The organism is Schaalia sp. ORNL0103 (assembly GCF_019429565.1).
In the GTDB taxonomy this organism is placed as follows: Bacteria; Actinomycetota; Actinomycetes; order Actinomycetales; family Actinomycetaceae; genus Pauljensenia.
In genome coordinates this window covers 244,488-269,579 of sequence record NZ_JAHXSA010000002.1, presented here as the reverse complement: position 1 = coordinate 269,579, position 25,092 = coordinate 244,488, and the positions used below count along the sequence as shown (strand labels likewise).

General features: G+C 67.1%; 24 protein-coding genes and 1 tRNA gene. 11 read left to right on the top strand and 14 right to left on the bottom strand.

The window, feature by feature from the left end; genetic code table 11:
• Window positions 1–99 precede the first annotated feature (99 nt).
• The 9 genes from JJJ16_RS08420 (at window position 100) to JJJ16_RS08380 (ending at window position 7,507) form a co-directional block, all read left to right on the top strand.
• Complete coding sequence (locus JJJ16_RS08420) at window positions 100–1,566, top strand: adenosylhomocysteinase (protein WP_219752188.1); 1,467 nt, start codon at window positions 100–102, stop codon at window positions 1,564–1,566.
• Between the two features lie 83 nt (window positions 1,567–1,649).
• Window positions 1,650–2,942 (top strand): amidohydrolase family protein, encoded by a 1,293-nt coding sequence (locus JJJ16_RS08415; protein ID WP_219752187.1) that lies wholly within the window; start codon window positions 1,650–1,652, stop codon window positions 2,940–2,942.
• 53 nt (window positions 2,943–2,995) lie between these two features.
• On the top strand, window positions 2,996–3,445 hold the full coding sequence (locus tag JJJ16_RS08410; protein ID WP_219752186.1) for a cupin domain-containing protein: 450 nt from the start codon (window positions 2,996–2,998) through the stop codon (window positions 3,443–3,445).
• A 144-nt stretch (window positions 3,446–3,589) separates the two neighbouring features.
• Window positions 3,590–3,742 (top strand): hypothetical protein, encoded by a 153-nt coding sequence (locus tag JJJ16_RS08405; protein ID WP_003797040.1) that lies wholly within the window; start codon window positions 3,590–3,592, stop codon window positions 3,740–3,742.
• A gap of 231 nt (window positions 3,743–3,973) precedes the next feature.
• Window positions 3,974–4,837, top strand: coding sequence for an ABC transporter substrate-binding protein (locus JJJ16_RS08400; protein ID WP_219752185.1), 864 nt, complete (start codon window positions 3,974–3,976; stop codon window positions 4,835–4,837).
• A gap of 12 nt (window positions 4,838–4,849) precedes the next feature.
• Window positions 4,850–5,722 carry an amino acid ABC transporter permease gene (locus JJJ16_RS08395; RefSeq protein ID WP_219752184.1) on the top strand — a complete coding sequence of 291 codons (873 nt, stop codon included), beginning with the start codon at window positions 4,850–4,852 and terminating at the stop codon, window positions 5,720–5,722.
• Entirely contained in the window at window positions 5,722–6,501 is a 780-nt protein-coding gene (locus JJJ16_RS08390) for an amino acid ABC transporter ATP-binding protein (RefSeq protein WP_219752183.1), read from the top strand. The genes JJJ16_RS08395 and JJJ16_RS08390 overlap by 1 nt, the downstream gene beginning before the upstream one ends.
• Before the next feature lie 179 nt (window positions 6,502–6,680).
• Window positions 6,681–6,989 (top strand): DUF1778 domain-containing protein, encoded by a 309-nt coding sequence (locus JJJ16_RS08385; protein WP_219752182.1) that lies wholly within the window; start codon window positions 6,681–6,683, stop codon window positions 6,987–6,989.
• A complete protein-coding gene (locus JJJ16_RS08380) occupies window positions 6,989–7,507 on the top strand; it encodes a GNAT family N-acetyltransferase (RefSeq protein ID WP_219752181.1) in 519 nt (172 codons plus the stop codon). Before JJJ16_RS08385 ends, JJJ16_RS08380 begins: the two co-directional genes overlap by 1 nt.
• Window positions 7,508–7,589: 82 nt before the next feature.
• Here JJJ16_RS08380 and JJJ16_RS08375 read toward each other — a convergent pair whose 3' ends face one another.
• Window positions 7,590–8,009, bottom strand: coding sequence for a hypothetical protein (locus JJJ16_RS08375; RefSeq protein WP_219752180.1), 420 nt, complete (start codon window positions 8,007–8,009; stop codon window positions 7,590–7,592).
• 59 nt (window positions 8,010–8,068) lie between these two features.
• Window positions 8,069–9,004, bottom strand: a complete 936-nt coding sequence (locus JJJ16_RS08370) for an alpha/beta fold hydrolase (protein WP_219752179.1) — start codon at window positions 9,002–9,004, stop codon at window positions 8,069–8,071.
• Window positions 9,005–9,027: 23 nt separating this feature from the next.
• Between JJJ16_RS08370 and JJJ16_RS08365 the strand changes: the two genes are divergently transcribed.
• A complete protein-coding gene (locus JJJ16_RS08365; protein ID WP_219752178.1) occupies window positions 9,028–9,777 on the top strand; it encodes an NADPH-dependent oxidoreductase in 750 nt (249 codons plus the stop codon).
• A 106-nt stretch (window positions 9,778–9,883) separates the two neighbouring features.
• Window positions 9,884–10,537, top strand: coding sequence for a hypothetical protein (locus JJJ16_RS08360; protein WP_219752177.1), 654 nt, complete (start codon window positions 9,884–9,886; stop codon window positions 10,535–10,537).
• A 62-nt stretch (window positions 10,538–10,599) separates the two neighbouring features.
• Here the strand turns inward: JJJ16_RS08360 and JJJ16_RS08355 are convergent, their stop codons facing one another.
• The 12 genes from JJJ16_RS08355 to JJJ16_RS08300 all read right to left on the bottom strand — a co-directional run bounded on the left by JJJ16_RS08355 (window position 10,600) and on the right by JJJ16_RS08300 (window position 24,999).
• A complete protein-coding gene (locus tag JJJ16_RS08355) occupies window positions 10,600–11,070 on the bottom strand; it encodes a response regulator (protein WP_007588139.1) in 471 nt (156 codons plus the stop codon).
• On the bottom strand, window positions 11,067–13,154 hold the full coding sequence (locus JJJ16_RS08350; RefSeq protein WP_219752224.1) for a sensor histidine kinase: 2,088 nt from the start codon (window positions 13,152–13,154) through the stop codon (window positions 11,067–11,069). Before JJJ16_RS08350 ends, JJJ16_RS08355 begins: the two co-directional genes overlap by 4 nt.
• Window positions 13,155–13,173: 19 nt before the next feature.
• Window positions 13,174–14,586 (bottom strand): SLC13 family permease, encoded by a 1,413-nt coding sequence (locus JJJ16_RS08345; protein WP_101602474.1) that lies wholly within the window; start codon window positions 14,584–14,586, stop codon window positions 13,174–13,176.
• A gap of 196 nt (window positions 14,587–14,782) precedes the next feature.
• Window positions 14,783–14,932: a hypothetical protein gene (locus JJJ16_RS10210; protein ID WP_225905241.1), complete on the bottom strand. Its 150-nt coding sequence runs from the start codon at window positions 14,930–14,932 to the stop codon at window positions 14,783–14,785.
• A 167-nt stretch (window positions 14,933–15,099) separates the two neighbouring features.
• On the bottom strand, window positions 15,100–17,004 hold the full coding sequence (locus JJJ16_RS08335) for a heavy metal translocating P-type ATPase (RefSeq protein ID WP_219752176.1): 1,905 nt from the start codon (window positions 17,002–17,004) through the stop codon (window positions 15,100–15,102).
• On the bottom strand, window positions 17,001–17,369 hold the full coding sequence (cmtR, locus tag JJJ16_RS08330) for a Cd(II)/Pb(II)-sensing metalloregulatory transcriptional regulator CmtR (RefSeq protein ID WP_007588138.1): 369 nt from the start codon (window positions 17,367–17,369) through the stop codon (window positions 17,001–17,003). Before cmtR ends, JJJ16_RS08335 begins: the two co-directional genes overlap by 4 nt.
• Before the next feature lie 88 nt (window positions 17,370–17,457).
• Window positions 17,458–17,907: a hypothetical protein gene (locus JJJ16_RS08325; RefSeq protein WP_219752175.1), complete on the bottom strand. Its 450-nt coding sequence runs from the start codon at window positions 17,905–17,907 to the stop codon at window positions 17,458–17,460.
• A gap of 1,046 nt (window positions 17,908–18,953) precedes the next feature.
• Window positions 18,954–19,883 (bottom strand): IS1249 family transposase, encoded by a 930-nt coding sequence (locus tag JJJ16_RS08320; protein ID WP_264081529.1) that lies wholly within the window; start codon window positions 19,881–19,883, stop codon window positions 18,954–18,956.
• A gap of 110 nt (window positions 19,884–19,993) precedes the next feature.
• A complete protein-coding gene (locus JJJ16_RS08315) occupies window positions 19,994–21,229 on the bottom strand; it encodes an IS256 family transposase (protein WP_219750904.1) in 1,236 nt (411 codons plus the stop codon).
• A 569-nt stretch (window positions 21,230–21,798) separates the two neighbouring features.
• Window positions 21,799–21,882 (bottom strand) — tRNA-Leu (locus JJJ16_RS08310).
• Window positions 21,883–22,006: 124 nt separating this feature from the next.
• Window positions 22,007–22,882, bottom strand: coding sequence for an energy-coupling factor transporter transmembrane component T family protein (locus JJJ16_RS08305; RefSeq protein ID WP_219752173.1), 876 nt, complete (start codon window positions 22,880–22,882; stop codon window positions 22,007–22,009).
• Window positions 22,879–24,999 carry a DUF2232 domain-containing protein gene (locus JJJ16_RS08300; protein ID WP_219752172.1) on the bottom strand — a complete coding sequence of 707 codons (2,121 nt, stop codon included), beginning with the start codon at window positions 24,997–24,999 and terminating at the stop codon, window positions 22,879–22,881. Before JJJ16_RS08300 ends, JJJ16_RS08305 begins: the two co-directional genes overlap by 4 nt.
• Between the last annotated feature and the right edge of the window lie 93 nt (window positions 25,000–25,092).

The window sequence follows — 25,092 nt, the reverse complement described above, 5'->3', positions numbered from 1 at the left end:
AACGATAGACCCGCAGCCCCGCGCGATTCTATGAGGGTCTGCCCTGGTCGTCCCCTGGCTCGTCCCCGACATCGACGCCGCAGTTGCTACGTTTGACGCATGAGCCGCACCCTGGATCCCCTCGCCGCCCAGCTGCTGCTACGCGCCTACGCGCGGGCCACGAACATGCTCATCGCGGGGCGTTTCTTCGCGACGGACGACCCGACGCTCACCGCCCTGCTGCGCGCCTTCGGCGCTCACGTGGGCCCGCTGTCGGACACCGAGGGAACCCCGGCCTCGTCCCCGGTCGTCTTCGCGCTCGAGGAGGACGCGACCCCGAGGCCCGGCGCGATCACGGTCCTGGCGCCCGGAGGCACTTTCCGCGCCGTCATCGCCCCCGACGGGCGCACCATCACGGGCCCCGGCGACGAGGGACGCATCGAGTGGGCGCGCGCCCACATGCCCGTCACCGAGGCGGCGGCACGCGCACTGGCTCCCCTGGTGGCGGGCCGAAGCGTGGGGCTCTCCCTCGTCCTGGAGCCGAAGACGGCCGCCCTGGCCCTCATGCTCTCCGAGGCCGGGGCACGCGTGAGCGTCTTCGGCTGGGCGGCCGAGACCCGCGAGGACGTCGCGGCCCGCCTGCGCGACGCCGGCATCCCCGTGTTCGCGGACTCGGCAGCCTCCCGCGAGCGCGAGTGGGAGCTCGCGCGCGAGTTTTTGGCCCAGCGCAGCGAATTCCTGCTGGATGACGGCTCCCACCTGATCCGCCTGGCACACGATACCCAGCGCTGCCCGGGCGTCCTGGACGCGCTGGTCGGCGCGGCGGAGGAGACCACCTCGGGGCTGCGCCCCCTGCGTTCTTTCGATCTGCGCATTCCGGTCCTGGCCTCGAACGATGCGCGTTCGAAGACCCTGTTCGACAACGCCTATGGGACGGGCCAGTCGTGCTGGACGACGATCCTCGACCTCATTGACCCGCGCGGCGTCGGTGCGCCCGTGGCGGGGATGAGCGTCGTCGTCATCGGCTACGGTGACGTGGGTCGCGGCTGCGCGCGCTTCGGCGCGGCGCTCGGCGCACGCGTGACTGTCGTCGAGCTGGACCCCGTGCGCGCCCTGCAGGCGTCGATGGACGGGTTCGCCGTGGCCTCGCTGGAGGAGGCAGCTGCGAGCGCCGGCATGCTGATGTCCGCGACGGGCGAGCGGGCGACGATCCCACTGAGCGCGCTGGAGGCGGCGCCCGAGGGTGCGATCGTCACGGTCGCCGGCGGCGTTGACGGGGAGGTCTCCATCGACGAGGCCGTGGCCGCCTCCTGGGTCATGGTCGAGTCGGGCGATCCCCACGTGCAGACCCTGACCAGCCCCTCCGGCAAGACGCTGCGCATCCTCGAGCGCGGGGAGGGCATCAACTACACGGCGGGCGAGGGAAACCCCATCGAGATCATGGACATGAGCTTCGGCGTGCAGCTGGCGTCCCTGCGCGAGCTCCTCACCCGCGAAGGCGAGCTGGCCCCCGGCCTGCACGACCTGCCGCGCGAGGCGGACGACGCGGTGGCCGCAGCAGCGCTGGGCGCCCTGTCGCTGTCGTAGTCGCAGGTCACGTCCACCGGCAGGCGGGTACGCCCGCCCCACTTCTACACTGTTAGTCAGCGTCCCCCACCGAAAGGTCCCCCATGAGCGACGTGGTCGTCTGGTCCGCCGGCATGGTCATCCCGATCACCGCCCCCTCGATCCTCGACGGCGCTGTTGCCGTGCGCGACGGGCGCATCGAGCACGTGGGAGCGCGCGACTGGGTCATCGAAACGCTCACGCAGCGCGGCCTTTCCTTCACCGAACGCCACTTTGACGGCGTGCTGCTCCCCGGCCTGGTCAATGCGCACACGCACCTGCAGTACACGGGCATGGCGTCCGTGGGCGCCGGGCAGTACCGCGGTTTTGACGACTGGGCGCGTGCCTTCGACGAGGTCTACGACGCGGGCGGCCTGGACTGGGGAGGCGACGCGGCCGCGGGCGCGCGCCTGCTCCTGGCCAGCGGCACGACCGCCGCCGCCGACGTGGTGACGGACGCAGCCGCGGCCTCGGCCCTGCACGACGCCGGGCTGCACGGCGTCGCCTACTGGGAGGTCATGGGCTGGTCGAACGAGGAGTGGCGGGCCCAAGGCGAACGCGAGGTCTCCGCATCCCTCGACGCCATGCCGACCCCTCCGGCCGTGGGCATCTCCCCGCACGCCCCCTACTCCCTCGACGCCGAGCCGCTGCTAGACCTGCCCGACATGGCCAGGCGCCGCGGCATGCGCATCCACATCCACCTGGGCGAATCCCACTCCGAGGCCGAATGGTCCGAGACGCGCACGACCGCCCTGGCCGACCTGTGGAAGAGCGAGCACTCCTCGTCGTTCACGGCGATGCGCTCGCGCGGTGGCGGCTTCTCCTCGACGCAGTTCGTCGATCAGCTGGGTGTCCTCGGGCCCGACTGCCACGTCGCCCACGGCGTGTACATGCGCGCCGACGACCGCAGGCGACTGCGCGCCCGCCAGACGGCAGTGGCGCTGTGCCCGCGCTCGAATCGTGTGATCGGCCTGGACGCGCCGCCGGTCAGCGCCTACCTCACCGAGGGCAACATGATCGCGGTGGGCACGGACTCCCTGTCCTCCTCCCCGTCCCTCGACCTGCTCGAGGACGTCGCCCTCCTCTTCGACCTGGCGCGAGCTCAGGGCTACGAGGATCAGGACCTGGCGCGCCGTCTCCTGCAGGCCGCGACCCTGGGCGGTGCTACCGCGATGGGCCTGGCGACCGGACCTGATCGCCTCGGGCAGCTCCAGTCGGGCGCGGTCGCCGACATGTGCGTCGTCGACGTGCCCGTCACCTCGATCGTGGAGACCATCGATACCGTTGCCCGCCACGGCGCTGGCCGCGTCGTCGAAACCGTCGTGTCCGGACACGTGCGTTACTCGGCCTCGCGCTGACCCTGTCGTTTCCCTTTCGCTCAGCCTCCCTTTCTCTTCGTTTGGAGTTTCGCATGACCGACGTGTCCCCGCTGATTGATGCCATGGGCCTGGCGCCCCACCCCGAGGGCGGCCACTACCGCCGCACGTGGACCGCGCCGGCGCAGGTGGACACTCCGCGCGGGAGCCGCCACAGCGCCTCCGCGATCGTCTTCCTCCTCGACCGTGACGAGGAGGCCCGCTGGCACCTCGTGCACTCCGACGAACTGTGGATCTGGTCGGGGCCCGGTGCCCTCGAGGTGCACCTGGGGGGCAGCGGCGACGCACCCGAGGCCGACCCGCGCATCGTCACGCTGGGCTCTCCGGCCGGAACGCAGGCCTCCGATCCGAGCAACCCCGTGCAGGTCCTCGTGCCCGCCGGCACCTGGCAGCGCACCTTCGCCCGCGGTGACTACGCGCTGGCCACCTGCGTCGTGTCCCCCGAGTTCACCTTCGACGACTGGAAGCTCGCCGAAGGCCTCTGATCCCGACGGCACACTGTCCCACGGCGCGGACGCGCAGGCAACGATCACGCCGCTGAGCACCTTGAACGCGCGAGCACCACGGTTCGGGCATAGGGTGAGACCATCCGCTCGACCAATACGAGTGGCTCGTTCCAAGGAGGAAACATGGGTCTGGAAGATCTGAAGAAGCAGGCTGAGGAGGGTCTCGAGAAGGCTAAGGAAACCTTCGGCGAGGAGAACGTCGAGAAGGCCGTCGAGGCTGCCAAGGATAAGGCGACCGAGGTCGTCTCCGATCTGAAGGACAAGTTCCAGAAGTGATCTGACGGGGGGCCGGGCCGATGTGGCCCGGCCCTTTCGCATACCCACGCGGCACTGTGTCCCATCCCCCACCCCCACGAAACCCCTACGATTCCAACGTTTTCCCAGCCCAGGACTCGTTCCATTGTTTCGTGCAGCGAAATGACGCCAGCGCATTTTTCGGCGCACCGATACTCTCATCGAGTCAGACCCGCCCACAAGGCGGAATCCCCCACGTCACCGGGAGGCCCCATGCGCCGCTCTGTCCGTTCCCTCGCTGCCGTCACCGCCATCGCGGCCCTCGGCCTGGCCGCCTGCACGGGCGGCACGAGCTCCTCTTCTTCCGCCGATGCCGAGCAGACCTACGGCCCCGGCGCGCTGCCGACCGTGACGGAAGGCAAGCTCACCGTCGCCACCTCCGATCCCGCCTACTCGCCGTGGATCCTGGACAACGACCCGACCTCGGGCGAAGGCTACGAGTCCGCCGTCATCTACGCCCTGGCCGAGGAACTCGGCTACACCGCCGACAACGTCCAGTGGGTGCGCGCCACCTTCGACGCGTCGATCACCCCCGGCGCCAAGGACTGGGACCTGAACATTCAGCAGTTCTCCATCACCGACGAGCGCAAGAACGCCGTCGACTTCACGTCCCCGTACTACACGACCACCTCGGCGATCATCACCAAGGCTGGCACCCCTGCCGCCGACGCGAAGTCCATCGCTGACCTCAAGGACGTCCTGATCGGCGTCCAGGCCGGCACGACGTCGCAACAGTTCGCCTCCGATCACCTGGAGTCCGGCCTGAGCCAGAAGCTGCAGATGTTCAACTCCTCCGACGACACGGTCCTGGCCCTGCAGACGGGCCGCGTGGACGCGATTGTCGTCGACCTGCCGACCGCGTTCTACATGGTCTCCGCGCAGATCGATGACGGCGTCATCATCGGCCAGTTCGACGACACGACGGGCGGCGAGGAATACGGCATCGTCCTGCCCAAGGGCTCCAAGCTGACCCCCACGGTCTCCGCCGCGGTCGATCGCCTGGCCGAGTCCGGCAAGCTCGCCGAGCTGCAGGAAAAGTGGCTGAACGAGGCACAGAACGTGCCCACCCTCAAGTGAGGCCCCACACTCATGAGTGACTACTCGAGTAACGCGGCGGCCACGCTCACCGTTTCGGCGGTGGAGCGTGGCCGCCGCGCTTATCGGCGCGAGCAGACGGTCCTGTCGATTCTCATCTCCCTGGCTTCCACGATCGTGGTCGCGGGAGTCCTCATCGCCGTGGTCGTCAACTCCGACGGGTGGGAGGCCACCCGCAACACCTTCTTCAACGGCAAGTACTTCGTCGAAGCCTTCCCCCAGGTCCTCTCCGGCCTGTGGCTCAACATCCGGATCCTGCTGATCTCGGTGCTGGGCGTCGCCGTCTTTGCGACTCTGCTGGCGGCCGCGCGCACGCTGGCCGGTCCCGTGTTCTTCCCGATCCGCTTCCTGGCGGCCGCGTACACGGATATTTTCCGAGGCGTTCCCTTCCTGGTCGTCCTCTATCTGATCGGCTTCGGTATCCCCGCGCTCAACCCGACGACGCGCATCCCGACCGCGTTCCTGGGCACGGTCGCGCTGATCCTCACGTACTCCTCGTACGTCGCCGAGGTGCTGCGCGCGGGCCTGGACTCCGTGCACCCCTCCCAGCGTTACGCGGCGCGCTCGCTGGGCCTGTCCCACGGGCAGACGCTGCGCATGATCATCGTGCCGCAGGCAATCCGCAAGGTCACGCCGGCCCTCATGAACGACTTCATTTCCATGCAGAAGGACGTCGGCCTGATCTCGGTCCTGGGCGCGGTCGACGCAATCCGTTCGGCACAGATGGTCCAGGCCAAGACCTACAACATGACGTCCTACGTCGTCGCCGGCCTGCTGTTCATCATCTTGTCATTCCCCTTCATTCGCCTGTCGGACTGGTACACGGCCCGACTGCGTAAGCGCGAGCAGATGGGAGGCACCGTCTGATGTCGGTCCCCACGAATTACGAGGCCTCCCCCACCTCGGACAACACCACCCCGGTTCTGCGCGCCGTCGGCGTCGTCAAGCGCTTCGGCGATAACGTCGTCCTGCGTGGCCTGGACCTGGACGTCGCTGCGCACGAGGTCGTGGTCCTCCTGGGCGCGTCAGGCTCAGGTAAGTCGACGCTACTGCGCTGCGCGAACCTGCTGGAGCGGGTCGACGACGGCCAGATCTTCCTGGCCGGCGAGGACATCACGGACCCACGCGCGAACGCGGATCAGATCCGCGCGCGCATCGGCGTCGTGTTCCAGCACTACAACCTGTTCCCGCACATGTCGGTGCTGGACAACGTGACCCTGGCCGCCCGCAAGGTGCACGGCTGGGAGAAGGGTCGCGCACACGAGCGCGGCATGGAGCTGTTGGACCGCATCGGCTTGAAGGACAAGGCGAAGGAGTACCCGGATCGCCTGTCGGGTGGCCAGCAGCAGCGCGTCGCCATCGCACGCGCGCTCGCCACGAACCCGGAACTGCTCCTGCTGGACGAGATCACGGCGGCACTGGACCCGGTTCTCGTCGGCGAGGTCCTGGACCTTGTGCGTGAGATCAAGGAGCAGGGCTCGACCATCCTCATGGCGACGCACGAGATCAGCTTCGCCCGCCAGGCAGCCGACCGCGTCGTGTTCCTGCGGAATGGCCAGATCGTCGAGCAGGGTCCGCCCGAGCAGGTCATCGACAACCCGCGCGAGCAGGCCACCAGGGACTTCCTGGCGCGCATTCTGCACTGAGACAGGGAAACCAGAGGGGGTGGCCAACTCATCGTTGGCCACCCCCCTTCTCATCCACTCTCAGCGTAGTCCATTCCCGCAGGGATCCTTTCAGAGGAAAGAGCTAGCCCACTCGCACCGCAGATGCTAAGGTATCTATACGTACGGATAATGTCCGTACGAGCGAAAGAGGAGTTGATATGAGCATCGCAAAGACACAGCGTCTGGAACTACGCCTCACCGAGGAACAGAACACTCTCATTCGCAGCGCGGCTACATACACATCTCGCAGCATCAGTGATTTCGTCCTCTCCGCAGCCACATTGGAGGCAGAGCGACGTCTCGCCGACCAGCGCTTCTTCATTCTGAACGAAGAGGAGCACGCCCGCTTCGAAGAAATCCTTGCGGCCTCGCCGACGGACGATCCCAAGCTGCGCAAACTCTTTAATCGCCCCTCGCCCTTCGACACTCACATCGACCTGAACACACCGAGCATCTCCGAGAACTGATGTACGTATCAGTCCTGCAAGAGCCGCGGCCTCTCGAGCGGAGGGACGACCGGTCGCGCTTCCAATCGGGCAACACTGAGATAGACGATTGGTTCCACCGATTTGCGTGGCAGAATCACCGAGCCGGAAACGCTCGCGTCTTCGTCACAACGCAGGAACCAGAGACACTTGGTTTCTACGCCCTATCGATGGGGGCAGTGCAGCGCAGCAAACTCCCAGATGCCCTCAAACCTGGCCAACGCCCGGAGCCGTGCCCAGTTCTCCTCCTCGCGCGCCTCGCCGTCGATCAGCGCGCACAGGGACGAGGCATAGGCGCAGCTCTCCTCAAAGACGCACTCTTGCGAGCCTACACGCTCAGCAATGAGGTGGGATTCGCTGCCCTCCTGGTCCACTGCGCAAATGACCAGGCGCGCGAGTTCTACCTCAGCCAGTCCTCGAACTTTGTTCCCTGCCCGGGAGCGGAGAACCACCTGGTGTTGCCGCTGCGCGCCCTGCGAGAGTTTATCGATACTCTGTAGCATCCAGCACCGAACGGCCGCAACACAACGCAAAGGGCCCAGGATCCGCAGATCCTGGGCCCTTTGCGTTGTCAGTATGGAATCAGTTGGCACCCTGGGTGATGGTCACCTTGAAGTCGGTCGTTATGCCGTCCGGATCGGTCAGGCTCACGGTGACCGGGTCGTCGTCCTCGCCCAGCGCACGCAGCGGGTGCAGGGTGACGATGTTCTTCTCGGACTTGCCGACCTCGAGGGCCGTGGGGTCAGAGACCTCGATCTTCCACTTGGCGGCCTTGTCGGACTCGGCCAGCTTGATCTTCAGGTCGCGCTTCTCGGGGACCTTGATGCCGTGTTCGTCGATCTGAGCGATGGGACGCTCGACCGTCTTGACGTCCTTCGGGGTCACGTAGGAGTGAGCGGAATCGGAATCGGTGGCGCAGCCGGTCAGGGCGGAGATGCCCAGGCCGAGCGCCAGCACTGCTGTGAGGATGGAACGCTTGTTCATAAACACCATACTAAGCATCCATCCTCACAGATATGCATCACAAGGCCCGTTTTGGGACGATGTCACACCCTCCCGCATCACATGGACCAGACGAGCGCCCCCGACTCCACGTCCGCCCAGTAGGAGCTGGCAAACTCCGCCCACTGCTGCGGGAACTGCAACTGCGGGCTGTGCGTGCCCCCTCGGATGATGCTCTCGCGGGCACCCAGGTCTGCGGCCTCCTCGGCGTACCACGAGGGCGGCCAGATCTCGTCCTGGTCCCCGTACAGCACGTGTACCGGCACGCCCGTGGCCGCGAGCGCCGGGGTGTCGGGGCGCAGCTGGGAGAGGATGCGGGCGATGCCCACCAGGTTTTCCGAGGCCGTGTCCAGCGCGCGAATACGTTGGAATTCCGCCCATCCAACGCCGGGTTCATCAAAGTTCATGTCCGGGAAGTAGGTGCGCAGCACCTGCTGGCGCGCGCCGGGACCCGTGGGCAGGGGGTCATGAATCGGCAGGGTGTTCATCCAGTCGTAGACGGCCCGACCCGAGCAGAACAGGGTGACGGAGGCGAAGAGGTCGGGGCGCTTGACGACGGCCGCGCGCGCGACGATGCCGCCAAAAGAGTGGCCCACGAGGTGCACGCGACCCGAGGTCCCGGCCCAGGCCTCGGCGACGGCGATGAGGTCACCGACAAAGTCGCTCATCCCGTACGCGCCCAGGCCGGCTGGCGCGGCGGACCCACCCTGGCCTCGTTGTGAGTAGGCGAGGACGTCCCATCCCGCTTCCCCGAGGAACGGCAGGACGGTCGAGTAGTCCTCCTTAGAGCCCGTGTAGCCGGGGACAAGGAGCGCGCGGTTCTCCCCCGCGGCGCCCGGAGCCGACACCGCTGAGATCGCAGGCGTGCCGTCGACGAGGGCGGGGGCGCTCGGGCCAGTCAGCAGGCCACTGAGCTCGCCGGCCGGGGAGGGGACGGCGACGGGGGTGACGTTTGCTGCCAGCGCAAAGGGACCGAAAGGCTCTATCTGTTTCACGCACCCAATCGTAGAATGAACGCATGACAAACGAGACGATTGCGAGCCAGCTCGCCCACCGGACGATCCGCGCCTACAAGGACCAGCCCCTCACCGAGGAAGAGGTCACCACGCTGATGGAAGTGGCTCGTCACACCGCCACGTCCTCATTCCTGCAGTCCTGCACGGTCCTACACATCACGGACCCGCAGGTGCGCGAGGCGATCGGTGCTGCATCCGGCCAGCCCTACGTGGGCGGCACGAAGGGCGACCTGTTCATCTTCGTCGCCGACCTGTACCGCAACAGCCGCATCCGCGCCGAGCAGGGCGTCTCCTCGGAGGCCCTGGGCTCGATCAACCTGTTCCTCACCGCCGTTGAGGACGCGCTCCTGGCCGCGCAGAACGTGGTCGTGGCCGCCGAGTCGATGGGCCTGGGTACCGTCTACCTCGGCTCGATCCTCGCCGATCCGCGCCCCGTCGTGAAGGCGCTGGAGCTGCCGGAGCTGACCTTCCCGATCGTCGGCCTGCTCGTCGGCCACCCGGACCAGGAACCCGGCCAGAAGCCGCGCATGCCCCTGTCCGTCATGACCGCGAAGAACACGTACCCGCGCATCGATTCCTACTCCGAGACTCTCGCCGACTACGACCGCGAGGTCACCGAGTACTACGACCTGCGCTCGGGCTCGCGCCTCGAGTCCTTCTCGCACCTGGTCGCCACCAACATCGGCGTGGGCGGCGCACACGTCTCCCCCATCATGGAGGTCCTCCACGAACAGGGCCTGTGCCTGCGCTGACTCTCCGTCATTGACGAGGCCGTGGCCTCCCCTCGTGGTCGCCTGACCGCCCGGGGCGCCACGGCCTCGTCGCATGCTGAGCTTGTCGCGCGCTTACAATGAGCGCATGGCTGAGCTTGGTTTTTCCACCTACGTGTTTATCGAGCGCATCGCCGCGAACGCGGCCGCGCTGCACCCCTTCCCGGAGCACAACATTGCGCTCGTGCGGGACGCGCTGGCGGACGCCGGCTTCGACATCACGCTGCTCGGCCCGGACGCGCCGGAGGTCGGCGAGGGCGTGTACTTCCAGCCCGAACCCTTCGACGACGAGGTCATGGGCCTCCTCGCGGACGCCCTGACCCTGCGCGGCATCGGTGCCTACGCCTACGCGCTCGTGGATTCGTCGCTCGGAGGGGACCTGGCCGACATCGCCCTGTTTATGCGCGTCGGCGACGCGTTCCCCCGTCACGGCCGCCACATCCTCATGACGCGCATGTACATTCATCGCACCCCCACGGGCGCGGGCAACAAGGCCGTGACCTGGGCGTTCGGGTCCCCCGCCGACCTGGAGGAGGCAAACCGTCTGCTGTCGGAGAAGTTCGACACCGAGCCGGTCACTGACCCGCGCGGGATGGCCGCCATCGAGATCCGTCACCCCGAGTTCGCGGCGGGCACGGCCGAACCGATGGTCCTCCTCGACGAGATCTTCCAGGTGCTGGGCGCCGCAGGCTTCGAGGGCATCACCATGTGCAACGACCCGGGCGAGCAGACCCAGGGCTGACAAGCGCAGCAGGGGCCGCCGCGCAACCGTCGTTGGTTGTGCGGCGGCCCTTTGTCAAGGGTTTAGCGAATCGCCTCCATGACGCGCACACCGTCGAGCACGCTCACGTAAGGCAGGGGGTTCACGCCGGACTCGAGGACGTACTCGGTGAGCTGGTCGCGCACAACCGCGCGCAGCTCGTCGGGGTTCCACGGCTTGCCGATGTAGTAGTCCAGGCCCGCCTGGTTGACCGCGCGGATCGTGTCGGACTGGTCCGCCTGGCCGGTCACCAGGACCGTGCGGGTCGCGCCGAAACGCTCGTCCTTCATGAGCTCCACGAGGAAATCCACGCCCGACTTTCCGGGCAGGCGGTGGTCGGACAGCACCAGCGCGAGCTCGTCCCCGTCTTCGACGATCTCGTCGATGACGGCCCACGCGTCATCAACATCCTCGGCGACTTCGAGCCGGATCTTGTCCCAGAACTGTTCAAGATCACGCTCGAGTGCGTCGCGCACGTCTGCTTCGTCCTCAAGGGACAGGATTGTCAGGGTCATGATTCCTCCTCGTGTGGTTGGGCGGGCAGCGAGATCCGCATGATCGTGGATCCCGGGTGAGAGTCGATCGTGAGGGTGCCCCCATGATCAACAATGATGCTTCGGACGATGGACATGCCCATGCCCAGGCCGAATCGGACACGCCCCGCCTTGGTGGTGAAGTGGGGTTCCATAATCTTGTCGACGATTTCCGGATCAATGCCCGGGCCGTTGTCGTGGATGGTGACGCTCACGCCTTCGGGCGTGGGACGCACGGTGATGCGGATGAGGGCCTCGGCCTCGCCGCGGGCGGGCAGCTCGGGCACGCCGCCCGAGGCCTCGGCTGCCGCGACCAGGTCGGCGTTCTCGTCCTCGATGGCCTCGGCCGCGTTCACGATGAGGTTCGTCCACACCTGCTGCAGCTTCCCCGGATGCGCACACACGGGCGGCACGTCCTCGTAGTCGCAGTCGATGCGGATACCGCGCACCCTGTGAGCGGTGAGGCGCAGGACATCGTCGATACCCTCACGCACGTCCACGGGCTTGAGGTCCTCGGCATCCGGGCGCGCGTAGCCCTTCAGGGACTGGGTCAGCTCGATGACGCGGTCGCCCGCGGCGAGCACCGAGCGCAGGGACCCGCCCAGGCGCGCCCCGGCCTCGTACGCGTCGATGCCGCCCGGGATCTGCGCGAGCGCACGCGCGCCATCCGCGCCCTGGATCCCCGCGCGCACGAGGCGCCGGGCGAGCGTGCGGTCACCGACGACGGGCAGGAGCTCCTTCATGAGGGCGCGCTCGACCGACGTGGAGCGCGGTGGCGCGGTGAGGGCGCGGGCCATCGCCTCCCGCGACGAGGCCGTGGCCGGTGCCGCGAGCGCGGCATCGACATCCTCGTGCAGGTGCTTGGCCGCGCGCACGAGGGCGGTCACCGGGTTGTTGAGCTCGTGGGCGATGCCGGCACTCAGTTCGCCGAGCATCGCAAAGCGCGCGCGTTCAACCAGCTCGGCGCGGGTGGCGCGCAGGTCCTCGAGGGTGGCCGCAAGGGCCTCCTTCTGGGCCTCGAGGTCCTCGGCGAGCATCGCGTTTTGCAGGTGGAGGTCCTCGGCGCGCATGAGGCGGCGCGTCAGCGAGCGGATCGCGAGGGCCGTCAGCGTCGCACCAATCGACGGGTCCTCGGAGATGACGATCTGGAGCTGCTCGGTCGTCAGGCGCACGAGCGTCGCCTCGGTCGCCGTCTCGCCCGTAAAGAACGCGTCCTCCGCGCGGGCCAGCGACACGAGGCCGATGAGCGGGCCCGACGAGGCCAGGTGCGCCAGGACCTCGCCCTGCGCCGAATCCCTGTGCAGCGACACCTGCCCGTCGAGCACCAGGTAGACGGCGCCCACCGGCTCTCCCTGCGTCACCAGCTGTATCCCCTCGGGGACAATCAGCCGAGGCCTCTGGCCGAGCACGCGCTCGACGCCGGCGAGGAGCTCCATGACGACCTCGTGCTCGTCGCGGTCCAGGCCCTCCAAGAGCGGGCCCTGCACAGCGAAAGGCGGCGGATCAGCGATGAGCGAGCGGATCTGCCTGTCCGAATAGCCGCACCCCTGCAGGTAGCGCACCATCGTCGAATACGCCTGACCCGCCAGCAGCGGCACCGTCCACGGGGACTTCAAGACCGACGCGAGCGCACAGGACTGCATGCACCGGGCCAGGTCGCGGTGCTCGGACTTATCCGTCACCACCACCCACTGCATGCGCTGCAGCGCCGGGAAGGTCCTCGCACGGTCGATGAGCGCGTCAATATCGCCGACCTCGGAGGTCACCAGGCCCATCAGCACATGGTCGCCCGGCTTCAGGCTGGCCTCGTAGCCGGCCAGGTCCTCAATCCCGTCGATGCGGTCCAGGCACAGGCCCGGGAAGGCGTGCGCCAGATCCCTCGTGACGGGCGCGGCAATCGAGCGCGAGTCGTCGCCCACGACCAGCATGTGAATCGGGTAGCCAGCTCGGTGCCCGCCGCTGCGCACATCCGTGCGGGCCAGCACCGAGGCGTCCTCCGCCGCCGGCCCCTGCGTCCACCCGCGGGCCAGCCCCGGCCGGGGGTGCGCCGCCCCCGACCCGACCATGGCCTCGTCCCCGGACACGTCACATCACCCCGATGAATCCCCAGGTCAGCGGCGCGATGAACGCCAGGAGGATGATGCCCACGACGCCCACGACGATGCCGACGATCGCCATCTCGCGGGTCGGGGTCGTGCCCGTCGAGTACGCGATCGCGTTCGGCGGGGTCGAGATCGGCAGGCACATGCCGAGCGAACAGCCCAGGGCGATGACGATGGCGATCTCGGCGGCGCTCGTGGAGACCGTCGTCGCCAGGCCCATACCCATGGGGATCAGGAGGTTCGCGGACGCGGAGTGCGAAATGACGTTCGAGGTCACCCAACCCACGAGGGCCAGCACGAAGATCAGGAGAATACCGGGGATCGAGGCCCACTGGATCGAGCCGAGCATCCACTTGTCGAGGCCCGTCGCAGCCACGCCCGAGCCCAGCGCGATACCGCCCGCAACCAGCCACAGGACCGGCCAGTCCAGGGCACGCAGGTCGTCGCCGCTCATCACCTTCGTCATCAGGAGGACCACGACCGGCAGGAAGCCCACGACGTTGGCGGAAATATGGTGCAGCGACTCCGTCATCCACAGGAGGATCGTCAGACCCGCGACCGAGTAGAAGATGATCGCGCTGCGCGACTTCTCGAAGCGCGCCGACGTGTCGATGTCAAACTTGGCGTCGCTGGGGATGTAGCGCCACGCGATGAAGGCCCACGACAGCGCCAGGAGGACCAGCATGAGCGGGACGGCCGCGAGCATCCACTGCAGGAAGGTCACCTTCACACCCGCGTTCTCCAGGGCGCCGAGCGCGATCGCGTTCGGGGGCGTGCCGACCGGCGTGCCCATGCCGCCGACGTTCGCGGCGACCGGGATCGACAGGGCGATGCCGGTGCGCGCCTTGCCCTCGGGCAGGGCCATGATGACGGGCATCATGACAGCGAACATCGTCGCCGTGGTCGCCGTGTTCGACATGAACATACTCATGATCGCAGTGATCAGCATGACGCCCATGACGGTCAGGCGCGGCTTGCCCATGAAGGGCTTGAGGAGGACGGCCGACAGGGCGCGGTCGAGCTTGTACTTGGCGGCGCCGTCAGCCACCATGAAGCCACCCAGGAACAGGATGATGACCGGGTTAGCCAGGGCACCAAAGAACTTCGTGTATGCCGGGGCACCCTCGCCCACGCTCAGCAGCGCGTGGTCCGAAATAAACAGGACCTCCAAAAAGATAACGAGGACGGCCGTGCCCGCGAGCGGCACCGCCTCCGTCACCCACAGCAGAATCGCCGCCAGGAAGATGCCGAACATGCGCGTTCCGGCCACATCCAGGCCGGGTAGCTGCACGAACAGGCAGGTCACGATACACGCCAGCGCCGCTACGGCGCCGAATACCTTGACCGGGCTAATTGATTGCTTCTTCTTCGAGAAATCTGCCGGTCGCGTGGACATATTCTGAGCGGAGCGCGGATTGATTGACACCGCGCCCTTGGAGCGTCGAGCCATTATGTGAAGACCTCATCGTCTTGCGTGGATAGTGTCCGACCAGTGTATGCCAGCACACACAAAAAGGGAAACTGGGGTGGGGCTTTCCGATACCCCACCCCAGCTTGACGCTGACTCCGTCAGTCGGTCCTCGCGTGACCCCCTACTCGGCCCCGGCCTCGTCGATGTCGTAGCCCGTCGGGAGGACGCCCGGACGCGCCGGCTCCCACCCGAGCGCGGGGGCCACGTACTCCGCGAAGTTGCGGATGATCGACCAGTTTTCCTCGAACCCGAGCTGGTTGGGGATCGTCATGAGGAGGGTGTCGGCCTCCGCGAGGGCGCGGTCCTGGCTCAGCTGCTTGATGAGCGTCGAGGGGGCAGCCGCGTCCGTCCGCGATCAGGTCCAGGGCGGCAGCCTCCTCGGCGAGGTAGAGAGGGTTCTCGTAGCGCATGTCTGAGTTATGGCGTTGGACGGAACACCTATTGCTTGCGGGCACGCGCAGCCCGCAGTCCGTTGGCGATGACGACGACTTCGGCGACCTCGTGCACGAGGACGACCGCCGCCAGGCCGAGCACGCCGGTGATCGCCAGCGGCAGCAGCACAGTGATGATCGCCAAGGACAGAACGATGTTCTGGTTGATGATCCTGCCGCCGCGGCGGGCGTGGCGCAGAGCCTGCGGGATGAGGCCGAGGTCGTGGCCGGTGAAGGCGACGTCGGCGGACTCGATCGCGGCGTCGGAGCCGGTCGCGCCCATCGCGATGCCCACGGTCGCCCCGGCCAGGGCGGGCGCGTCGTTGATGCCATCGCCGATCATCGCGGTCGGCGACGTCTCCGAGAACCCGGCGACGATACGAGCCTTGTCCTCGGGACGCAGCTCGGCGTGCACGTCGCCGATCCCGGCCAGCTTCGCCAGCGCTGCAGCGGTGCGGGAGTTGTCGCCGGTGAGCATGCTCACCTCGACGCCCTGGTCGCGCAGGGTCCGCACGACCTCGGGGACCTCGGGGCGCAGCTCGTCGCGGACGCCGATCGCCCCGGCCAGGAAGCCGTCAACGGTGACGAGCACGCAGGTCTGCCCCTCGGCCTCCAGGTCCTCGACCCGGGCCTTGAGCGGACCGGCGTCGATCCAGCGCGGACTGCCCACCGCCACCCTGCGGCCGTCGACCAGGCCACCGATGCCGTGCCCGGCCTCCTCGGCCACGTCCTGCGCGGCGGGGGTTCCCCGGCCCGCGGCGGCGATGGCGGCGGCGAGTGGGTGCGTCGAGTGCTGCTCCACTGCGGCAGCCCAAGCAAGCACCTGCGCGTCATCGAACCCATGGGCGGCGACGATGGCGGTTACCTCGGGCCGGTTGCGGGTCAGAGTGCCGGTCTTATCCACGGCCAGGTGCCGGATGCCACCGAGGCGCTCGAAGGCGGCCCCGCTCTTGATGACGACGCCGAACTTGGTCGCCGCGCCGATCGCGGAGACCACGGTGACGGGCACCGCGATCGCCATCGCGCAGGGGCTGGCCGCGACGAGGACGACCAGGGCGCGGGTGATCCAGGTCTCCGGGTCGCCGAGCAGGGACCCGAGCACGCCGACGAGGACGGCGAGGATCATCACGCCGGGCACCAGCGGGCGGGCGATCCGGTCAGCGATCCGGGCTCGGTCGCCCTTCTCGGCCTGGGCCTGCTCTACCAGCTCCACGATCGTGGTCAGTGAGTTGTCGGTGCCCGCGGCGGTCGCCTCGACCTCCAGCACGCCGGCGCTGTTGATCGCGCCCGCCGACACCGCTTCTCCGGGCGCGACCTCGACCGGGATCGATTCACCCGTGATCGCCGAAGTGTCCAGGCTCGACCGGCCCGAGCGGACCAGCCCATCGGTCGCGACCCGCTCGCCAGGGCGGACCAGCAGCACGTCGCCGACGGCGATCTCCCTGGCCGGGACCGAGGCGGAGGTCCCGTCGCGCAGCACGGTTGCGGTCTCCGGCACGAGCTTCAGCAGCGCGCGTAGCCCACCGCGGGCGCGGTCCATCGCCTTGTCCTCCAGGGCCTCGGCGATCGAGAAGAGGAACGCCAGTGCGGCCGCCTCCTCGACGTAGCCGAGGATCACCGCGCCCACGGCGCTGATCGTCATCAGCAGCGCGATCCCGAGCTTGCGCTTCACAACGAGATTCCGGATCGCACCGGGCACGAACGTGTACGCACCCAGCAGCAGGCCCGCCCAGAACGCGACCAGCGCCGCGATGTGCAGCCCCGACCACTCCAGCGCCAGGCCGGTGCCGAACGCGACGCCGGAGAGGATCGGCACGACCAGGCCGGGATCACGCCACCACGGGCGCTCTGCCTCCTCTGCCTCGTCCGCGGGACTGGTCATCGGCTCGTCGCAGCCGCAGGCGGCGCTCACGAGGCGTCCCCCGAACTGCTCGCGGCGCAGCAGCCTGGCACCGAGCAGGCTGGGTCGATGCACGGCGCGCTCTCGTCCACGGCGAGGGTCACATCGACCAGTGCCGTCAGCGCCGCGGCCAGGTGCGGGTCGGCGATCTCGTAGCGAGTCTGGCGGCCCTCGGGCTCGGCGACCACGATCCCGCAGTCGCGCAGGCAGGTCAGGTGGTTGGACACGTTCGAGCGGGTCAGCCCCAGCTCACGCGAGAGCACCGCGGGGTGGCTCGGGCCGTCAAGCAGGGACATCAGGATCCGGGAACGCGTCGGGTCGGCCATGGCCCGGCCGAGCCGGTTCATGACGTCAAGACGCGAAGCAATGGTCAGCATGCACTGAACTATACAGCAATAGCTGACCAATAGTCCAGTTGCAGGGGCTGCCGCACGCGCTCCGCGCGCTTGCCCTCGTGAGGCGTGATCACCTCTTGCGCCAGCGGGGCAACTTTGGCATCCCGCGGCCCTTCCAGGTCTCCACGAGACCCGCAACCCAGCGGACGGACACGAAGAGCCCGTAGCCGGCCTCGGCGAGGTCAGCGCCGACCACGAGCCACCGGCCGATGCCGAGCCACACGCTCCCGTCCACGTCCAGCGCCCACTGAACACCCATGATGAGACCGGCGATGACCATCCAGAGACCGGCGATGACCACGGCCACCGGCAGGAAAACGAGGCACATCGCGGTGGCGGCGGACCAGAGCTGTCGCGCCTCCAGCTTCGCCGTCGCGGCGATGATCCGCTCCAGCCGCCTCGGCGTCTCCTCGTCCATGACCTTCACGAACCCCGCGAGCTTCCTCTGCTGTTCGGTCAGCGTGGCAATCCTCGTGTTCTGCGCCTCGACGGCGGCGAGGATCGAGGTCAACAGCTCCATCGTCTCCGGACTGCCAAGCTACTGCTGCGACTACTCGGGCTCGTTCTGCTGCTTCAGCCTGTCGAAAGCTGCGCTCATGTTCCTTCTCCTTCTGCTGCTGGCGGTAGTCAAAGAACGCCTGCGCGCCCTCCGGGGCGAAGTTTGCCGAGAGGGCGCTCGCGCGCTTGCGGCGCTCGGCGCGGCCGGGCCGCCACCAAACGGGGGAAATGGCGTCATTAGAGGTACGACATGCCGGCGACACGCCGCCAACCAGTTCCTAATGCTGCAAAACCCCCATCGGCAGCCAGCCTCGTGCGCCACGTCGCCTACAAGACCTGGGCGCAGGGCCGATTGGCACGAAAAACTCGCCCAGCAGCGGGCCTCCAGCCGCGTTTCCGCGAAAAAGTTCGCCCAGCAAGCGTAAAAACACCGATTGTGGGGTGTTTTGAGCGTGCAAGGCGAACTTTTTCGCACTCACGCCCACCATCAGACCACGCAGGGCGAACTTTTTCGCGCACGAGGCGCGACAACGTGGCGACTTTGAAACCGACAACACCACTGCTCACCCCTGAACAGCAACCATTGAAACCACCATCACCTCTGCACCCGAAAACACCGAATTCGCATCCGCAATGGCGATGACGGTTTCAACCCACACGGATACGAGCGCACAAAGGCGACGACGGTTTCAGGCAACCAGGCCGCCCGGTCGGCACGGCCAGGCTGCAGCACCCATGGGCGGCGGCGGGGCCTGGCCGAGCTTCGATCCGACGCGCCGAGCCGAAGGCTCGCAGCGCGGACGGCGAGCGGGCGGGCCGCCGCCCACGGCGCAGCCCAGCCCCACAGGTGTGGAGGGCGCCGGAGGGACCGGAGGGCACGGGCGGGCTTCGAGGCGCGGCGCCGAACGAAGTGAGGTCGCCTAGCCTCGCGGGCGGCCGGGCCCTCCGGCGCCCGAAACACCCGTGGGGCCACAAGCAACACCATCAATGAGGCGAGCCGCCGCCCACCGGCACACACAGCGGCCCGGCCTCACAAAGCGGGTTATAGGACATTTCGTGTTGCTGGGGTTAGTCCCAGGTGTTGTGGTAGGGGGTGGTGTGGTGGAGTTCGTTCCAGCAAATTGCGTCGCCCCAGCCGGGGATAATGGCGGTGGCTTGGTGGGTTTGGCTGGCGTTATACCAGGCGTTTTCGAGGTCTGCGTCGGTGGGCATGGTGGCGAGGATGCGGGCTGCTGGCTGTGGGTGCGCAGAGTGGGTGTAGCACCACCAAAACACGGCTTTCATGCGTCGAGTCAGGCGCATGCCACGGTGATCGCGCAGCATCTGGCGTAGGCGCGCGTTCGTGCTTTCGATCTGGTTGGTTGTTGCAGGCATCGGCTGATCCCAGGTGGGGTCCAGGTACGTGAACAACAGGCCTTGCCTGATGAGCTTGTTGAGACTGTTACGAGCCCGAACAAGCCTCTCGTGGGTGTATTCCCATCCTCCGTCAGGCCTGCGTGTTTTCTCCTCCAAGAAGTCCTTCCAGCGCGTGCACCAGTCCTGGTAGGCACCGATCCATTCCTGAGCTTCTTCTCGGCCCTCCACGTGCAAGAGTTGTTGCCCAAGAGCGTATAAACCTTGTGAGGCCGCCAGTTTGGGGCGCGTTGTAGTGGCTTGGCGAATACGGCAATACGCATGGAAGGTGCAGCGTTGGATGCGCGTGGTCGGCCAGATTCTCTTGCAGGCTTTCGCGAACCCACTGCCCCCGTCAGTGACGACCAGGGCCGGTGGCGCGATGCGGCTCATGAGTGCTTCCCAGGCACGCGAATTCTCGCTCCTAGCCGCGTACCAACCCAGCACGCAATCGGGAGTTTGAGCGATGAGAACCACGGCACCTCGGCCCAGGTGGATACCGTCAACGAAGATGACGTCATGAACCTCATCGACGATCGGGCTAAACGGCCATAACTGCCACAATGGCTCACAGCGCCTGCGAAACGAGCGTCCCCCGCCAGGCAAATCCGCCTGACGGCGCCGACTGAGCAGCCAGGCCAAGAACTCATCAAGATGCTTGGCCGTGGGTCAAGTCCTGTGGAGTGGTGTAATCGTTTTGTGTCCTTCGGGTTGGGTTATGCGCTGAGTTGGAGTGGGGTGTCCTCCTGTTGGGTGGGTTGTGGTGTGAGTCGTGATTTGGTGAGGATGTCGAGGCTGAGGTAGCGTCGGCCTTCGGCCCATTCGTCGTTTTGTTCGGCGAGGACGGCTCCGACGAGGCGGATGATTGCGTGGCGGTTGGGGAAGATTCCCACGGTGTCGGTGCGTCGGCGGATTTCGCGGTTGAGGCGTTCATTGGGGTTGTTGGACCAGATCTGGGTCCATACCCCGGTGGGGAAGGAGGCGAACGCGAGGACGTCTGCCCTGGCTTGATCGAGGTGATCACACACGGCGGGGAGCTTGTCGTGGACGTAGTCCAAGAGCCGGTCGTATTGTGCGTTGACCGATGCGGCGTCGGGTTGGTCGTACACCGAGTGCAGCATCGCTTTGACGGCGGGCCATAGTGCTTTGGGGGTGACCGACATGAGATTAGCGGCGTAGTGGGTGCGGCATCGTTGCCAGGTGGCTCCGGGCAGGTTGGCGGCGATGGCTTCAACCAGGCCCAGATGGGCGTCACTGGTCACCAGGCGCACGCCGGTCAGGCCCCGGGCGACCAGGTCAGAGAAGAACTCGTTCCAGGCTGGAGCGGTCTCACTGGTAGATACGCGTACCCCCAGCACTTCTCGGTGTCCGTCATTGTTGACTCCGGTGGCAACCAGGACCGCGCACGAGACGACGCGTCCTCCTTCGCGCACTTTCATGGTGAGCGCGTCAGCGGCGACGAAGGTGAAAGGCCCGGCATCGTGGAGGGGGCGGTTGCGGAACTGATCGACGTGTTCGTCTAGGTCTGTTGCCATGCGTGAGACCTGGGACTTGGACAGTCCTGTGATCCCCAGGGTTTTGACGAGCTTGTCCATACGGCGTGTAGACACTCCTGCTAGGTAGCAGTCAGCGACCACTGTGATCAAGGCGCTTTCGGAGCGTTTGCGCCGTTGCAGCAACCATTCTGGAAAGTAGGTGCCTGAGCGCAGCTTGGGGATCGCCACGTCAATGGTGCCGACCCTGGTGTCCAAGGGCCGGTGGCGATACCCATTGCGCTGGGCCTGGCGCTGCGGATCTTGTTGACCCCACTGGGCCCCGCACACCGCATCAGCGTCCGCTGATAACAACGCGTTGATCACGTGCTGGAGCAAGGAACGCATCAAATCCGGGGATGCCTGGGACAACGCCTCGCCAAGCATGCCAGCAGGGTCGATAATATGAGGAGCGGTCATCGTTGTGCCTCCAAATCGTTTCGAGTCAGAAGTAGAGAGCTTTCTCGAAGGATCACACGGTGACCGCACCCATATCAAACGAGCCGACCACCACACGGTTACACCACTATGCGGGACGCTACTTGGCCGTGGAGTCTATTTCGTTCAACGTCGTGATTTTGCAGGGTTTACACCGCCACCGCTGACGACCTGATGAAGTCCTACCGTGACGGATCATGGGGCAACCACACACAGGGCACGATGCAGTATTCACAGAAACGAGGCAAACACGACCAACTAAAAAAGCTACTTTCCCGCGCAGCAAAGCCGAAAAGTCACCCTCCCAGCAACACGATTTGTCCATCCTCATAGTTGGTCCCAACCAACTAAAACACCGACTTTCCCGCACCAGAAAGCCAAAAAGTCACGCCACCAGCAACACCTAGTGTCCTATAACCCCACAAAGCACACGCGGCCCCCGGAACACCCGTGGGGCCACAAGCAAAACGAGAAAACAGGAGCGACGACACCGCAGCCACAACCAGGGAAAACAAAAACCGCAGATCCTGAAAGGATCTGCGGTTTCATCGTGCGCGAGGGGGGAGTTGAACCCCCACTCCATCACTGGAACACGGACCTGAACCGTGCGCGTCTGCCTATTCCGCCACTCGCGCGTACCCAGAAAGAATAGGGGCATCACACCCCCCGCGTCAAATCAGCGCTATATGACCCAGGGCACAAGACCCCGTACAACCTGGATTAAACAGCACTATTCCAACGAAAGACACGACCGGCACACTACGGCATCAACCTGCACGCAACGATGCCAGCGACACCCAACAGGCTCACAGCGATCACAGCGGCATCGATCCATCCGAGCCGCACGTGCGCCCCACGAGTCGCGCCATCCTGAGCCGCAATGGCCCCGCGCATGGACATGGCGCGCCCGGTTTCGGCCGCACCGCGGGACGTGGCCGACAGGATCGCAGTAATGACGTCGACACTCAGGCGCGCGTACCCGCGCATCGACAGCGTGGCCATATCCTGACCGAGACGCAGCTTGGCAGTATCGAGCACCGCCTGCGCCTGGTCTCGCAGCATCGGCAGGCCTCGCAGGGCGGAGGCCATGACGAGCGACCACTGATCGACCGGCGCACCCAAGAGCCGCAGGGGCCTCAGGAAGAAACGCAGAGCGGCCGCGAGCGAGGCGGTCGGCGTCACCCACGCAATGAGTCCGGACCCCCACAGGACGACGAGTGCCAGGGTGGAGACTCGCAGGAAGAGCTCGAGGCCATCCCCCAGCCAGGCGCCAACACAGCCCCCGATAAAACCAGAGACGAACCACATGGGCGGACGCGGTGCGACGCTGAGGGGGAGACGAACGACCAGCGAGGCAACGAGGAGGAGGCCTCCCACGATCGCGAGCGTCGACCAGCGCGGCGACAGGATCACACTGGTGGTGAGCACGGTCCAGCATGCAATAAGGGTCCCGGGCCAGGCACGCGACAGCGGCGTCGACCAGGGCAGGGGACGAGGCAGGGGGAAGCCCGCGCTTCGCCGAGGCTTCGGGCGCGGGGGCCCTTCGCCGAGGCCGGGTGGGGTCCTCGAGAATCGGCCCTCGCTGGCGCCGCCGCCGGGGCCGGTCGCCCCGCAAGCGGAGTGCGGTTCCATCATGAGAGCCCCCCCTCTGCGAGGCGTCCGTGGGTGTCGCACAGGGAGTCCATACCTTCGAGGTCGTGGGAGATGACGAGGATGGACAGGCCGGCGCGCCGGCGCTCGTCCAGCACGGAGATGAGCAGGTCGCGCGAGGCTGCGTCGAGGCCAGCCATGGGCTCGTCGAGGATGAGGACGCTCGGGTGGGAGGCAAGCAGTCCAGCGAGGGCGACGCGGCGCATCTGCCCGCCGGAGAGGTCGTCGATGCCGCGCGTCGCCAGGGCCGGGTCGAGGCCGACGAGTTCCATGGCCTCGGCGACGATACGGTCGCCTTCCTCACGGCTGATGGCACCCTTGCGATGCACAGATCCGGTGCCGATGCGCGGCCCATGACCGGCGGCGGCGAGGATGTCGGAGCGCACGGAGGGGCGCTGGAGCTGGAGGCGCGCGAATTGCATGGAGAGGGCAACGTCGCCGACGCAGCGCTCCATGGGACGCCCGCCGAGGGTAACCCGCCCCCAGGTGGGAACGAGGAGGCCGGTGAGGACGCGCGAGAGCGTCGTCTTTCCCGATCCGTTGTCCCCGGTGATAAGCATTGCCTGGCCGGGGTCGAGGATGAGGCTGACGTCGCGCAGGACCGGCTTCTCCCAGGGGGTGCCGAGGTCGTAGGTGTGGGCGACGCGGTCAGCCCACAGATGGGCGGCGTTAATGAGCGCAGGCGCGCCCGCCACAGAAGACACAGTCGACGTACCGGTGGCGGCGGAAGCGGAAGGATCCCCAGCCTCATCGATGAGGCGAGCACCCTCCCCCGCGCGTCGATCGGAGACGATGCGCCCGCTACGAATCGTGACGACGCGGTCGGCGCGCGCGCTTTCGGTGGGGTCGTGGGTGATGTGGACGACGGCGATGCCGCGCGCGGGCAGGGAGGCGAGGAGGTCGAGCATCTCGGCGCGGCCGGCCCGGTCGATCATCGCGGTGGATTCGTCGGAGATGAGCAGGCGCGGGGAGCGCGCAAGGGCACCCGCGAGCGCGAGGCGCTGAAGCTGCCCACCGGAGAGCGAGCGAGGGTCAGCATCCGTGAGGCCGGCGAGGCCGACTCGCTCGAGCAGCTCCTCGAGGTCGAGGTCGTCGATTTGCTCGGCGCTCATGCCCCAAGTGACGTCTTCGGCGACACTCTGTCCGAGAACAAGGAGTTCGGAGCGCTGTCCCACGAGCGCGGTCCCGCCGACAGCTCCGAGGACACCACCGCCCTCACGCACGCCAGAGCCGGGTTCGGCGCCCGCGAGGAGGAGGGCGAGGGTGGACTTGCCCGAGCCGTTATGCCCGACGATGACCGTGAATTCAGGCTGCTCGAAGCTCAGGGTGACACCGCTCAGGGCGGGGTGGTCAGCGCCCGGGTAGGTGAAGTCGACGTCGGTGAGGGTGAGGGGCAGGGGGGACGAGGCCTCGGCTCCCTCACGCGGGTCCGCCGAGCGGGCGGTCGCAGCCAGGAGCGGGTCCCAGCCCGCGTCCAGGGAGATGCGGCTGAGGATGGCGCCGAGGAGCCACCGTGCGGCGAGGACCAGGAAGGCCACGCCAATAAAGCGGGTGACGGGGATCCAGATCCACCACCAGTCGACAAACCATTGGCCGAGCTGATGCCCTGCGTCGACGAAGCCGCCGGAGTGAGGGATGTTTCCAATCAGCTTGAGGAAGCCATTGAGGGTCTTTTGGATGCTCTCAAGGCCGAGGGTGCGCAGGTCGGACAGGACCCAGAATGCGACGCCCGTGCCGACGCCCCAGATGACGCCGAGGCCAGCGGCGACGCCGCAGACGGGCAGCCAGGAGGCGCGCTTCTTATGGAGGAAGCCGATGATGAGGCCGACGAGGGCCGCCTGGAAGGAGCGGCCGGCGGTGGCGACGCCGCCGACGGCGATGGCGAGGAGGATCGTCGAGGCGAAGGCTGCGACTGCGGCTCGGGGTCGCAGCTTGAGGGAGACCATTGCGAGGGGGACAGCCGTGGCGACCTGGAAGAAGAGTTGGAAGACGGGGGTGACCGCGGCGATGAGGCCGAAGGTGACGGCCAGGCCCGAGAGCGCGCCAGCGGTCGCCACCTCAACGGGAGTGAGGCGGCGGGCATCGCGCGCGGATGTGCTCATGTGCCTAGTCTCCCAGGCCCCGCCCACATCTGCGACCGCCAGGCCGGGATCGCAGCACAGCAGGATAAGCTATGAGCGATCGACACACGCCCC

Bases quoted from the DNA above. Each gene is read 5' to 3' on its own strand.
- JJJ16_RS10210 (WP_225905241.1), bottom strand. From the start codon at position 14,932: ATGACGATCCCCAACCAGCTCGGGTTCGAGGAAAACTGGTCGATCATC.
- JJJ16_RS08355 (WP_007588139.1), bottom strand. From the start codon at position 11,070: ATGACCCTGACAATCCTGTCCCTTGAGGACGAAGCAGACGTGCGCGAC.
- JJJ16_RS08420 (WP_219752188.1), top strand. From the start codon at position 100: ATGAGCCGCACCCTGGATCCCCTCGCCGCCCAGCTGCTGCTACGCGCC.
- JJJ16_RS08395 (WP_219752184.1), top strand. From the start codon at position 4,850: ATGAGTGACTACTCGAGTAACGCGGCGGCCACGCTCACCGTTTCGGCG.
- JJJ16_RS08390 (WP_219752183.1), top strand. From the start codon at position 5,722: ATGTCGGTCCCCACGAATTACGAGGCCTCCCCCACCTCGGACAACACC.
- JJJ16_RS08415 (WP_219752187.1), top strand. From the start codon at position 1,650: ATGAGCGACGTGGTCGTCTGGTCCGCCGGCATGGTCATCCCGATCACC.
- JJJ16_RS08385 (WP_219752182.1), top strand. From the start codon at position 6,681: ATGAGCATCGCAAAGACACAGCGTCTGGAACTACGCCTCACCGAGGAA.
- JJJ16_RS08345 (WP_101602474.1), bottom strand. From the start codon at position 14,586: ATGTCCACGCGACCGGCAGATTTCTCGAAGAAGAAGCAATCAATTAGC.
- JJJ16_RS08300 (WP_219752172.1), bottom strand. From the start codon at position 24,999: ATGAGCACATCCGCGCGCGATGCCCGCCGCCTCACTCCCGTTGAGGTG.
- JJJ16_RS08305 (WP_219752173.1), bottom strand. From the start codon at position 22,882: ATGATGGAACCGCACTCCGCTTGCGGGGCGACCGGCCCCGGCGGCGGC.
- JJJ16_RS08375 (WP_219752180.1), bottom strand. From the start codon at position 8,009: ATGCTTAGTATGGTGTTTATGAACAAGCGTTCCATCCTCACAGCAGTG.
- JJJ16_RS08325 (WP_219752175.1), bottom strand. From the start codon at position 17,907: ATGGAGCTGTTGACCTCGATCCTCGCCGCCGTCGAGGCGCAGAACACG.
- JJJ16_RS08315 (WP_219750904.1), bottom strand. From the start codon at position 21,229: ATGACCGCTCCTCATATTATCGACCCTGCTGGCATGCTTGGCGAGGCG.
- JJJ16_RS08365 (WP_219752178.1), top strand. From the start codon at position 9,028: ATGACAAACGAGACGATTGCGAGCCAGCTCGCCCACCGGACGATCCGC.
- JJJ16_RS08360 (WP_219752177.1), top strand. From the start codon at position 9,884: ATGGCTGAGCTTGGTTTTTCCACCTACGTGTTTATCGAGCGCATCGCC.
- JJJ16_RS08405 (WP_003797040.1), top strand. From the start codon at position 3,590: ATGGGTCTGGAAGATCTGAAGAAGCAGGCTGAGGAGGGTCTCGAGAAG.
- JJJ16_RS08400 (WP_219752185.1), top strand. From the start codon at position 3,974: ATGCGCCGCTCTGTCCGTTCCCTCGCTGCCGTCACCGCCATCGCGGCC.
- JJJ16_RS08350 (WP_219752224.1), bottom strand. From the start codon at position 13,154: ATGGTCGGGTCGGGGGCGGCGCACCCCCGGCCGGGGCTGGCCCGCGGG.
- JJJ16_RS08380 (WP_219752181.1), top strand. From the start codon at position 6,989: ATGTACGTATCAGTCCTGCAAGAGCCGCGGCCTCTCGAGCGGAGGGAC.
- cmtR (WP_007588138.1), bottom strand. From the start codon at position 17,369: ATGCTGACCATTGCTTCGCGTCTTGACGTCATGAACCGGCTCGGCCGG.
- JJJ16_RS08410 (WP_219752186.1), top strand. From the start codon at position 2,996: ATGACCGACGTGTCCCCGCTGATTGATGCCATGGGCCTGGCGCCCCAC.